The organism is Polynucleobacter sp. AP-Feld-500C-C5, assembly GCF_018882265.1.
GTDB lineage: Bacteria > Pseudomonadota > Gammaproteobacteria > Burkholderiales > Burkholderiaceae > Polynucleobacter.
Genome location: NZ_JACVOW010000006.1, coordinates 1 through 9997 on the forward strand (window position 1 = coordinate 1; position 9997 = coordinate 9997).

The 9997-nt window shown below is 39.5% G+C and carries 16 protein-coding genes and 3 pseudogenes; 6 read left to right on the plus strand and 13 right to left on the minus strand.

What is annotated here, in order from left to right; translation table 11 throughout:
- The first annotated feature begins 572 nt into the window (after positions 1-572).
- Positions 573-1049: a dirigent protein gene (locus tag ICN21_RS01515; protein ID WP_216176243.1), complete on the plus strand. Its 477-nt coding sequence runs from the start codon at positions 573-575 to the stop codon at positions 1047-1049.
- Between the two features lie 102 nt (positions 1050-1151).
- Here ICN21_RS01515 and ICN21_RS01520 read toward each other — a convergent pair whose 3' ends face one another.
- From ICN21_RS01520 to ICN21_RS01540, 5 genes are all read right to left on the minus strand, one after another.
- The gene (locus ICN21_RS01520) at positions 1152-1646 is read right to left on the minus strand and encodes a TlpA disulfide reductase family protein (protein WP_216176245.1); all 495 of its coding nucleotides are present in this window, start codon (positions 1644-1646) and stop codon (positions 1152-1154) included.
- Between the two features lie 144 nt (positions 1647-1790).
- Positions 1791-2006 (minus strand): hypothetical protein, encoded by a 216-nt coding sequence (locus tag ICN21_RS01525; protein WP_216176247.1) that lies wholly within the window; start codon positions 2004-2006, stop codon positions 1791-1793.
- Positions 2007-2114: 108 nt separating this feature from the next.
- A complete protein-coding gene (locus ICN21_RS01530) occupies positions 2115-2489 on the minus strand; it encodes a hypothetical protein (RefSeq protein ID WP_216176249.1) in 375 nt (124 codons plus the stop codon).
- A gap of 10 nt (positions 2490-2499) precedes the next feature.
- Positions 2500-2736, minus strand: a complete 237-nt coding sequence (locus ICN21_RS01535) for a CDGSH iron-sulfur domain-containing protein (protein ID WP_216176251.1) — start codon at positions 2734-2736, stop codon at positions 2500-2502.
- A gap of 34 nt (positions 2737-2770) precedes the next feature.
- Entirely contained in the window at positions 2771-2980 is a 210-nt protein-coding gene (locus tag ICN21_RS01540; protein WP_216176253.1) for a hypothetical protein, read from the minus strand.
- 296 nt (positions 2981-3276) lie between these two features.
- On the opposite strand from ICN21_RS01540, the gene ICN21_RS01545 reads away from it, so the two are divergent.
- Together ICN21_RS01545 and ICN21_RS01550 are read left to right on the plus strand one after the other, a co-directional pair.
- On the plus strand, positions 3277-3450 hold the full coding sequence (locus ICN21_RS01545) for a hypothetical protein (RefSeq protein ID WP_216176255.1): 174 nt from the start codon (positions 3277-3279) through the stop codon (positions 3448-3450).
- A gap of 10 nt (positions 3451-3460) precedes the next feature.
- The gene (locus ICN21_RS01550) at positions 3461-3652 is read left to right on the plus strand and encodes a hypothetical protein (RefSeq protein WP_216176257.1); all 192 of its coding nucleotides are present in this window, start codon (positions 3461-3463) and stop codon (positions 3650-3652) included.
- Positions 3653-3698: 46 nt separating this feature from the next.
- Here the strand turns inward: ICN21_RS01550 and ICN21_RS01555 are convergent, their stop codons facing one another.
- Positions 3699-4415: a hypothetical protein gene (locus ICN21_RS01555; RefSeq protein ID WP_216176259.1), complete on the minus strand. Its 717-nt coding sequence runs from the start codon at positions 4413-4415 to the stop codon at positions 3699-3701.
- Positions 4416-4586: 171 nt separating this feature from the next.
- Between ICN21_RS01555 and ICN21_RS01560 the strand changes: the two genes are divergently transcribed.
- Entirely contained in the window at positions 4587-4760 is a 174-nt protein-coding gene (locus ICN21_RS01560) for a hypothetical protein (RefSeq protein WP_216176260.1), read from the plus strand.
- Between the two features lie 381 nt (positions 4761-5141).
- Here the strand turns inward: ICN21_RS01560 and ICN21_RS01565 are convergent.
- The 6 genes and pseudogenes from ICN21_RS01565 to ICN21_RS01585 all read right to left on the minus strand — a co-directional run.
- A pseudogene (locus ICN21_RS01565) lies at positions 5142-5249 on the minus strand (IS3 family transposase); the annotation flags it as partial.
- Positions 5250-5260: 11 nt separating this feature from the next.
- Positions 5261-5400, minus strand: a pseudogene (locus ICN21_RS11145) (transposase); the annotation flags it as partial.
- A 129-nt stretch (positions 5401-5529) separates the two neighbouring features.
- Positions 5530-5892: a winged helix DNA-binding protein gene (locus ICN21_RS01570; protein WP_216176264.1), complete on the minus strand. Its 363-nt coding sequence runs from the start codon at positions 5890-5892 to the stop codon at positions 5530-5532.
- Positions 5893-6233: 341 nt separating this feature from the next.
- The gene (locus ICN21_RS01575) at positions 6234-6947 is read right to left on the minus strand and encodes a Crp/Fnr family transcriptional regulator (protein WP_216176266.1); all 714 of its coding nucleotides are present in this window, start codon (positions 6945-6947) and stop codon (positions 6234-6236) included.
- Between the two features lie 176 nt (positions 6948-7123).
- A complete protein-coding gene (locus ICN21_RS01580) occupies positions 7124-7330 on the minus strand; it encodes a hypothetical protein (protein WP_215327878.1) in 207 nt (68 codons plus the stop codon).
- Between the two features lie 293 nt (positions 7331-7623).
- Positions 7624-7905, minus strand: a complete 282-nt coding sequence (locus ICN21_RS01585) for an HU family DNA-binding protein (RefSeq protein WP_216176268.1) — start codon at positions 7903-7905, stop codon at positions 7624-7626.
- Positions 7906-8269: 364 nt separating this feature from the next.
- Between ICN21_RS01585 and ICN21_RS01590 the strand changes: the two are divergent.
- Both ICN21_RS01590 and ICN21_RS01595 read left to right on the plus strand, forming a co-directional pair.
- A pseudogene (locus tag ICN21_RS01590) lies at positions 8270-8551 on the plus strand (helix-turn-helix domain-containing protein); the annotation flags it as partial.
- A 234-nt stretch (positions 8552-8785) separates the two neighbouring features.
- Complete coding sequence (locus tag ICN21_RS01595) at positions 8786-8923, plus strand: hypothetical protein (RefSeq protein WP_216176270.1); 138 nt, start codon at positions 8786-8788, stop codon at positions 8921-8923.
- A gap of 44 nt (positions 8924-8967) precedes the next feature.
- On the opposite strand, the gene ICN21_RS01600 is transcribed toward ICN21_RS01595, so the two are convergent.
- On the minus strand, positions 8968-9612 hold the full coding sequence (locus tag ICN21_RS01600; RefSeq protein ID WP_216176271.1) for a hypothetical protein: 645 nt from the start codon (positions 9610-9612) through the stop codon (positions 8968-8970).
- Positions 9613-9997: the final 385 nt, after the last annotated feature.

Below are 9997 nucleotides of genomic sequence, written 5' to 3' on the forward strand. Positions count from 1 at the left end.
ACTTTGATATGGAATCTCATAAAGTTAGTGCCCTAGAGAATCCATTTGGTCCCAAAGTATTGGGGTGAACGGCAACTGTAAACTATGTGGTCGGTACCGGATGTAAACCATGTGTCCGGTACGGACCGTCGGGTGTTTGGCCTGCCCAGCACGATTCGAACGTGCGACCTACGCCTTAGAAGCTTTAAAAATGAGCTAAAACAATAGCTTAGACAATGACATAAGCCTAGCAAGATCAGGTGTAGAGTACGCACCGAGAACCTTGGCATTGGATGGAATGCTAAGAAGTCGGGATGGCATCCGCAGGCGGTCGAGTGGTTAAGTGTAGAAATTTGTCGGGTTAACCGACAAAACATGATCTGAGATGAGAGGCAGCTACAGACGAATTGGAGACAATCAAAGATTAGGGCTTTGAAAACTAAGCTAAATTGCCATAGCTCTGAAGTCGAAACATTGGGCATGCTTAAACCTTTAAGAAATTCTCGTTTTTCAACACCGTTCCAGCATAATAGTCTCGTACAGAAACATTGGGGGCTCGCGTGACACACTCAATTATCCTTGCTATCGTCGCTGTGATCGCTACGACTTATACAACAGCGTGGGCTCAGAGCCCGGCGAAAGCAGTAAGTGAGGTTCTACCCCATGACAAAACAACCCTTGTAACCATTGCCGACGCTCGCAGTGGCATCGCTCAATGGGTTGACCTTGGTGAACCTGGCGATTCGCCCGGTGATATTTTTGTGTTCGACCAACCATTGTTAAACAACAATCACGAGCCAATTGGTAAAAATAGCGGTTTCTGCATTCGCACGCTGCCCGGTAAATTTAGTGAATGCCAATGGACGCTGACCTTAGCAGATGGCACTATCACCGTTGCAGGCCGGGAATCCGATACTAGAACCTCGATGATCCCAGTCATCGGTGGCTCAGGTAAATATCTATTGGTCCGCGGGGTGATGGCAACCACCCCAAACTTAGATAAAACATTTACCCAGATTCTCACGCTTTACTGCTTTAGGCAGGATAGAACGACTGGAGCGTGTCAATGACTTTTTGGTACTAGGTGGAATCCACCAGACCATCAAGAATTCTTATCCTGCCTCTAGACTGCTAATGGCAATACCACAGCAAACTTAGGGCCCTTACGAAAGTCATCTAGCGTATTTAATTAATTCCACAAAATCCTCTTCAAAAACTTCGCCAATCTCCTTATAAATCAACTTGTTTTTAGCATCAAGAATTAGTAGCACAGGAACCCCACGAATTTTCCCAATAGCTTGATTTAGTTCTGGCGTCATCATTGCCGCTGGAAAACTATAGTGATTTTGCCGCATGTATTCTTTGGCAATTGCCGGCGTCTTATCTATGGAAATAGTCACAATATTCATAGATCCAGGTGGAATACGCTTAGAGAAGCTCTCTAGATAATTATTTTGGCGCTTGCAAAATGGACACCAAGATGCCCATAATTGAATAAGTGTATTTTTTGTATTATTTTTGGGGATTTCAAAATAGGCGCCATCTAAAGTTTGGATTCTCTCGAATGGTAATGTTTGGCCAATCTCAATTGCCATTACTGTGCTCGGCACAATAATGCTGTATACAAAGATGATTGCGGCAACAAGGAATTTGATTGGCTTTAGCATTTAGGGTATTTAGCAGAAGAGTTTAATTGGCATATTAACCAATGCTTAATCTACTTTATATGAGTCCGCTAGATAAAAATAGCCCAACAAGTGGGCTATTGAGATTCTTGGTGGCTCGGGGCGCATTCAAAAATTAGCCACTTACTAGATGAATTTAAGTGAGTCACCTGGTTGATAGTTGATAGACTGTTTGTATTCTCTAAGGCTTAATTTTGGTTGAAGCTTGGATACTAACAGCGTGTTTGCCTCTTTCCAGCCTGCAATTAATTGTTCCATGGCTTTGGCTCTATCAGCGAGCCTTAGGTTCTCGAGCGTGAGCTCTTCTATACGCTGTTCTTCAGGTTCATATCTTTTGTCCATGACTAGACTCCTAACCTTTTACAGAAGTTCAGTCTATCCCTCTCATAGTCAATATAGTTAGTTTTAGATATAAAAATAGTAATTAGCACTAAAAAGCAACACTTGATACTAGTGAAGCTGTCCTAGTTTTTCTATTAATTGTGCCAATAGCCCCAAGGGCTCTAAAGAACCTGTGTTGTCGCTCTCAAGATCAAGATCTTCCCAATTAAACTCATTTGAAAAATGGGCTGATTTAATGATCAACTCATAACTTGAAGAAGTAATTGTAGGGTCAGTACTGACATATACCAGCAATGGTATTTCAACTCGAGAGATTGCTTCAATGAGATTAGATACTTCTATGGGATTCAAATCACGGGTATGCAAGACATTATCACTACGCTTAATCGATAAAGTAGATTTATCGTCAATTGTAATATTGTAATGATTAATGCCTAGCTCAATCCAGGCTGACATCTCAATAGCAATGGGATAGGTTTTCATTCAACTTCCCTCACAGTGTGATGTGAGTTCCATCACACAATGGGCCATTAGCTGACTGTTTGCAGCCACAGAAATAAACTGTTGTACTCTCTGATGCAATAAATTCCAAATGGCTTAAATCTGTTCGCTGATGTGACCTATCACAAAAAGGCTGACTATTACTTAAGCCACAACTGCACCAATAGTAAGTCTGGCCTTTGACCACCTTTACTGGATAAGGTGTATTTTTGGCTGTCTTCTTTTCCATGTTAACTCCCTATAGAAATTATTGATAGAAGTGCTTACTCATATGACCACTCGTAACCCACATCAACGATTTCTAATACATACCCAAAATGATGCAGGCAATTGGTATTCCAGTCTTTATGAAATGCTATTAAAGTCGTATCGCAGCGATGGCGATTAATTAAATTGAGCAGGCCATGATCTTTGCTCTCAATCTGCCCATCTTTGGATTTTACAATCACATAAATTGCATGTTTTCCACTCATGACAACCTCAGCAGGTTCAATGATGGTTTTAGATTACTCTAGTAATCACGCTTAGGGAAGAAGATTTGCAATATCAATATAAAGTGGGCAATTCCTTATCTTGACTTGTAATTTGGTGCCATGCAATAGAATTTCACCTACTAAAAAACTACATAATTAGTTAGACAAACTTCCTCATTAGGTTCAGCATAAGTTGATGTTGATGGGTTTGTTGAGCACGCCTTGGTCCCGTCTCGATACAGCGTGAATCAATCCATCCATTAGCAACCATTTTTCCGCTTTGATAGGAGGATGCCATGGGTACCCAAAATTTACAAATTGAAGAAGATAGCTTGACTGAGAAATTTTCTGAACTGCAAAGCAATGATTTGGTACAAGAGCGATTAATTTGGCAACATTTAACAAAGCGCAAAATCAATGAAATGAATCATATCCCGGATGAAAGCTATGCAGACTGGGGCGATGATTGAATAGCCGAATATGAAAATAACCGTCTATCGTTACAAAGTGTATGACTACCAACATGATGACCATGCTTACATTCCACCGCACTATGCGACACGAGACTATATTGAACAACTAGAAGGAACGACCATCATTGAGTATGACCATTTAGAAGTTGATGAATCTGATTTAGACGCTCTTGGCCGGATTATAGTTAAAGAGGGCTAACTGGCTAAGTTTCCTTTTAAAGAAAACTTCAATCAGAGCTCTCCAATCAGTTTTTCTTCTTAAAAGTCGCTTCAGTAATCGGCATATGGATAACAACACAACATACGTCATCAAAGTGTTTGTAGGCAGATACCTTCACCTCGAACCATCTTTTATCTCCATTGCTGTGGCAAGGATATTTTGAAGTAAATGTTTTTGTGTTTTCCGCAATAACTGCACGAATCGATCTAGCCACTTTGTTAGCTTCCTCAGAGCCTGGTCCCATTGCTTTCTCACAAACAGCAAGATAATTGACGCCCTCACATCCTAGGCTTCCCCCTTTTAATTTTGGATATAGCATGGCAGCAGATCGCCATGCACTATTAACCAAGATAATGACGCCCTCTGAATTTAATACAGCCGCAAGGGGTGTAACAAAGTTCAAAGCAGCTTGTGCCAACATCTCTATTTTTCGTCGCCCATAGGCATCTACTTTTGCCCTATCTTGCTCGCTCTCAATCGCTACATGAATGCTGGCTTTCTCGGTGACAGTCGTAGAGTAAATAAACGATGCATCTAAGTCAAGCCAGGCAATTAAAGTCTTCAGTCTTGTTGTCTCTGGAATTGATTGGCCGTTGATCCATTTTCTTGCTGTTTCACGACTGATTGGCTTTGACTGAAAGTTACGTAGATTAAATTCAATCGCTAATTTACTGGCCGTAGGTATTTCTCCGAACCGATTGATCAGTCCAGCTCTAAAAGCTAAATGGAAACGCTCGATCACGAATTGGTTGATAGTGAAAACTCCCTAGGATGTTTCCTTGCCAATCTAACATCATGTACCTTTTATAGCCCTATGTCAGATTTATTATATTTGCCAACTTGAACTTGGCAAGCTATGAATTATTTGATTTATTTTATTCAGAATAATCATTAGTAAAATAAGGAGCTATAGATGACTAAACTGACATACGCCAATGCCATACAAAAACTAGAGTCAGGTAATTCATTCACCCTAAAAGATATGAAGGACCTATCTTATGCAGATCTCGATAAGCTATTTGAAGATATCAAATATTGGAAGGTCTACGGCAATATCGACACAAAAATTAATGAAGTAAAGCGATAGCAAACATCATGCTGGAATACTTATCCAAGATCGACAAAGCAAGATCAATCAATAAAAGCTATCACGTAAATGATAGACAGGCCTTCATCCTCGACTATATATGTGAAAAATATCTTACCAATAAGGCCTGCCACGTTAAAGAGATTATTTTACTAAAAACAATAGGATCTCAGGCAACGCTTCATGCAGTTACGAAAGAGCTGGCTAGACTAAATCTGATTAAGATTGGGATCGATTCGGTTGATAACAGAATAAAAAATGTTCTACCAACTTCTCTAGCTCTAAAACGTTTAAAGACTTTAGTAGCTATTTTCAGGAATAGCCCCTAAGTTATATTGAATCACTGACAATACCCGAGACACTTGCAAACTTCGCTTGGTACTACTTTTCAAATACTACCGGAGAAAGCCCAACGTTATAACTATGATGCCTAACCAGGTTGTAAAACATTTTAATGTAATCAAAGATATCCACCCTTGCTTTTACCCTGCTGGAATGCCATATTTATTAATCAAGGCATACAGGCTATGAGACGAAATACCTAATCTAGAAGCGACGTCTTGAAATCAAAACCTCACTCAAGCACTTGCTTGAGTTCCTCTAACTTAAACTCTTCTGTTAATGGTCTTTTTGCACTCATTAAACACCTTCTAATAAACTAAATATTATGCTAGATAATGTCTATATAAGTGATAGCGATTCAAACTCGTGATCCGAGTTACCACTTATATGATGTACGTTGGTACCTTTGTCTCCAAAGCAAAATTATTTATCTTATTTCCAATTCTTTTAATGCTTTATTTAAATACACAGATAGCTTTTGAAAATGCTTATCTGCTTTTGCTGTTAAATAAATTAATTTTTTTCGGCCGTCAAGCTTTCCTTCTCGAAACTCAACATAACCTTTAGTACTCAAACTTTTTAATCGTTTATGAATCGTCGCTTGTGAACCAAATTGCCATAGAACTAGGAGATCCCCTACCAATAGATCATCGCCCTTAAATGTCATCAATAAAATATGATTCAGCAACTGCTCCTCTACAAGATCAATTTTATGATTAGCATTAATCCAATTTAAAGAAGTTGAGGCATTTAGATATTTAGCAAAAGCCAACGATTTGATCGAAATCATTTTTTACCGCCTAAATTAATTTAATAATTTAGTCACTATATAGGGTATTAATAAATATTTATGTCTGCTACCGTACACAATGACGAGATGTTGATGAGTAAGACTTACTTCTGTTAGAAGAGAAAAACTTGCTTCACTTATTAGCACAATATCGCTCTTCCACCTTTTAATTGCCTTTGGTGCTCTATAAAACTAAATGGATGTTTGCTGTTAGCAGCTCTGATTCAGCGGGGTGCGTAATAAATAATTTTGATTAGCTGGTAAAAAAATTTACCCGAAAGTTAGACGCTGAGCAAAGTCTAAAAGAGCGAATGATACTTAGACATCCAATAAAAACCAACTTACGTTGCAATGCAATTGGGTAATAATCTATCGTATTCTTTTTTCACAACCTTATAGCACTCACAGCTACGCTGTTCTAGGCCAGTTCGATTTAAGAGAGTGATGTGACCACGGGCATATTTAATTAGACCTGCCTTTTGGAGTTTTGTTGCTGCCTCAGTTACCCCTTCCCTGCGAACGCCCAGCATATTGGCAATAAGCTCCTGCGTCATAATGAGCTCATTCCCTGTTAGACGATCGGCGCTTAGTAATAACCATCGACATAATTGCTGATCTAAAGAATGGTGCCGATTGCAAACCGCAGTTTGTGTCATTTGACTTATGAGTGCTTGGGTGTAGTGTAGTAGAAGGTGCATTACTGGACCAGATCGATTAAATTCGTCCAATAAAATACTAGACTTGATTTTGTAACCAAAGCCTGCACTTTGGACAACGGCCCTGCTAGTAGATGTTTCACCACCCATAAAAATTGATATGCCCACTAAACCTTCATTACCTACTATAGCAATTTCGGCAGATGCTCCATTTTCTAATCCATACAATAAAGAAACAATTGCAGTGGCCGGAAAGAAAACATGAGTCATCTTCACTCCTGGCTCATATAAAACCATACCAAGTTCCATGTCAACCAGTGTGAAGTGAAGCAGTAACCTCTTCCATTCTTCTGGGGGAAAGGAATTGAATAATTGGTTTTGTTCTTTAACTAAAAGCATTTATTCTTTATATATATTTTATGTAACAGATCACTTAATGCTACTATAACTATTATAGTTACTATAGATTAAGTCTGTTCGATAGCGCACATAAGGATTGAGAGCAAACCGTTATGGTTGACCCCGTACATATTTAAGCTTTTCCCCAAATATATCTCTTGTCCAATTAAGGCGGATTATTTTATCGGAGTGACTGGGGCCTTTCCGCGTCCAAAATAAAGATCAATTAACACTCGACCGACTTCATGATCTAAATACGAGTTCATACGAGGATCCCAAAATTGCCCTTTATCGGCATCATAGAATACCTCTCTGCCATCATATTGTTGTGGCCCATACAAATGATGAGTTATGATCTTTTGAAACAACTGTTTCTTGTTCATTTTTTTATCCCTTCCTTGAAACGAAGCTAAGCATAATTAGGGTGAGTAATTGAACTATGTTCGAAATCTAGGGCAGTAGATTTAGCAGGACGCCAAATCAGCTCGTAGGTTTGTTATAGACAGTCTAGTTATTTCTTGCTAATAATTATGTGCGGTACCATCCATAAGAAATTATTTTTATTACTGGATAGGAAGAGTAGCAATTTATAAAAAATAGCCCAACAAGTGGGCTATTAAGTTTCTAAGTAGCCCCGTGCGGGACCGACTAGGGCAAAAGGATATTGAATCCAAAATTACTTTCGCTTATTCACAGCATCTTTAAATGCCTTACCTGACGAGAATTTAATTGTCTTAACAGCTGGAATATTAATCTCCGCTCCAGTCTGCGGGTTACGGCCAATGCGAGCGGCCCGCCTACCAGATTTGAAGGTACCAAAACCAACTAATTGCACATTATCCCCTTTGGAAACAGTTTTGATGACTGTCTCCATGACGACTTTAAGAACTCGCTCTGCAGATGCCTTTGAAATATCAGCATTTGTTGCAATTTTTTCTAATAATTCTGGTTTATTCATTACGTATCCTATCGTTTTAAGAAAATCCAAAATAAGTAAGCAATACAGTTACTCTGCATTCAAATCTAGGGCGGTAGGTTTGGCAGAATGCCAAGTCAGCTCGAAGATCTGTTCTATCAAGTCTAGTTATTTTTAACTACTTCTTATGTACGGTAACAATCATAAGAAGTTATTTTTATTACTGAATAGTAAGAGTAATAATTCTTAAAATAGCCCAATAAGTAAGCTATTGTGATTCTTGGTGATCGGGGCAGAATCGACCAGGGTCTAGCTTGATCCTCTACTCTACCGACCTCTATTGACCTTGATTTCAACCCGTCGATGCAACACACTATAAATTGCGTAAGCGCAAGGAGTGTTGCCCATGAAACAACGACCTCGAATCTATTACACAGCTACCCAGAAGGACTTAATGTGGGAGCGCTGGAAAAAGGGAGATTCTCTCCAGCAGATTGCCCAGTTATTTGATCGCAATCATTCGTCCATACAAGGCATCTTTGTGCAAACTGGCGGCATTAGACCCCCAGAGCGAACTCGATCAACCTTGGCATTAACTTTGGCTGAGCGTGAAGCAGTCTCACGTGGTCTGGCAAGAGGTCAATCCATGAGATCGATTGCTACCGAGTTAGGTCGAGCGCCTTCCACTTATTGGAGCTGGATTGAGCCTGTGCATTTTGTACACCGGCAGGCAAGAGAGTACTACCTATAACGGCCGCTCCTGATGTTAGTAAATCACGGCGAGACTGATTTTTTGGTTCAATGTTAGATGAAGTTTTCAAATTGATTCTCATTGTTTTATTATTGGCAGTGACAATATCAGGTCCATATGAAAGTTTCCTGGTTACTTGCACTCCTTTAGGGCAGTGAAAAATCAGATTTTTTGACTAGATCTGATCGGCCAGTCATGCTTTTGGCCTGCCCAGCACGATTGGAACGTGCGACCTGGGTCATAGAGGCTGATTGCAACTACTGGCATCCGCAGGCGGCTGGATGGTCCGATGGCAAAGATGTCGGTTAAACCGACACTAAAGTGTGAGGGCCTAATGCATTCAAAGTCTCATTTTATGAAGCATTGAGCTTTAAGGCCCGAATAGACTGAATTAACTTACTAAACTGAACCTTGTCTTGTGAATCTATCGGCTTAGCATCATTAGTTTGTGAATTAAGCAAATATTCAGCTTCTTCTAGCTCACGAATAAAGTCAATCGCAGCTTGGGCCTTTTGCTTTTCAGTGCCTGGCACTAGCTCATAGATATTCAAATAGAGAGAAGCCAAACTCCTATTTTGTAATTCAGGGCTCAGCGGAAACTTACTTTTAAATAATCTGTTAAGTGCATCTTTAGCGTCACCCACAGTTTGAGCACGACGCAAAGCAAATTCCATATTATCAAGGCGATTTTCAATCTCAAACTTGTAGATTACCAATTGTTCACGCTTTTTTTGCTGCGTATCATAATTATGCTGAATTTGCTGAATTAATCCTGCACCACCAGTGATCACCACAGAAGATAGCAGCAGGGTTCCTACCGAGCTATTGAGAAAGCCCATCACCTGGGTTCCTAACTTGGCTTTTTCCTCTTTAACCTCTGTAACGACATCATCTACTGTTTTTGAGACGGCTGCACTAGCTTCTTCTAACGTTTTTCTAAACGCATGACGATGAGTCTCTTCAGCTTCAATAAGTTTTTTCTGATCATCTGACAACATCTATAGATTCCTATTAAAAAATTGATGATGGGATTAGTTTTTAGTCAGCTTACTTCTTCCATACATAAAAAACTTCTTACCAACAAAGTTTACCGTCAAAGAAATAATAGCGGTAACAGCTCCAGTCACAATTGCTTCAATTGTATAGCTACCGAAATGCGTTGGATGTATTAATAAGTCAGCAATAAAACACATTCCACCAGTAATACCTGCAACTACATATTTATTACCAAACCAGTGATAAGTAAACAGCGAAAGTGAACTGCTGTCAATTTAGGTCCATTACCAAAGAGAGTTTTTCTATAGTAAATCATTGCAGCATCATAGGTTGATTCTGGATGATTCTGGGTACTTGGGTTTGGGGTGCTGGTGGTCTGTAACCTAA

Bases quoted from the DNA above. Each gene is read 5' to 3' on its own strand.
- ICN21_RS01520 (WP_216176245.1), bottom strand. From the start codon at position 1,646: ATGCTAAAGCCAATCAAATTCCTTGTTGCCGCAATCATCTTTGTATAC.
- ICN21_RS01525 (WP_216176247.1), bottom strand. From the start codon at position 2,006: ATGGACAAAAGATATGAACCTGAAGAACAGCGTATAGAAGAGCTCACG.
- ICN21_RS01530 (WP_216176249.1), bottom strand. From the start codon at position 2,489: ATGAAAACCTATCCCATTGCTATTGAGATGTCAGCCTGGATTGAGCTA.
- ICN21_RS01535 (WP_216176251.1), bottom strand. From the start codon at position 2,736: ATGGAAAAGAAGACAGCCAAAAATACACCTTATCCAGTAAAGGTGGTC.
- ICN21_RS01540 (WP_216176253.1), bottom strand. From the start codon at position 2,980: ATGAGTGGAAAACATGCAATTTATGTGATTGTAAAATCCAAAGATGGG.
- ICN21_RS01545 (WP_216176255.1), top strand. From the start codon at position 3,277: ATGGGTACCCAAAATTTACAAATTGAAGAAGATAGCTTGACTGAGAAA.
- ICN21_RS01550 (WP_216176257.1), top strand. From the start codon at position 3,461: ATGAAAATAACCGTCTATCGTTACAAAGTGTATGACTACCAACATGAT.
- ICN21_RS01560 (WP_216176260.1), top strand. From the start codon at position 4,587: ATGACTAAACTGACATACGCCAATGCCATACAAAAACTAGAGTCAGGT.
- ICN21_RS01570 (WP_216176264.1), bottom strand. From the start codon at position 5,892: ATGATTTCGATCAAATCGTTGGCTTTTGCTAAATATCTAAATGCCTCA.
- ICN21_RS01575 (WP_216176266.1), bottom strand. From the start codon at position 6,947: ATGCTTTTAGTTAAAGAACAAAACCAATTATTCAATTCCTTTCCCCCA.
- ICN21_RS01580 (WP_215327878.1), bottom strand. From the start codon at position 7,330: ATGAACAAGAAACAGTTGTTTCAAAAGATCATAACTCATCATTTGTAT.
- ICN21_RS01585 (WP_216176268.1), bottom strand. From the start codon at position 7,905: ATGAATAAACCAGAATTATTAGAAAAAATTGCAACAAATGCTGATATT.
- ICN21_RS01600 (WP_216176271.1), bottom strand. From the start codon at position 9,612: ATGTTGTCAGATGATCAGAAAAAACTTATTGAAGCTGAAGAGACTCAT.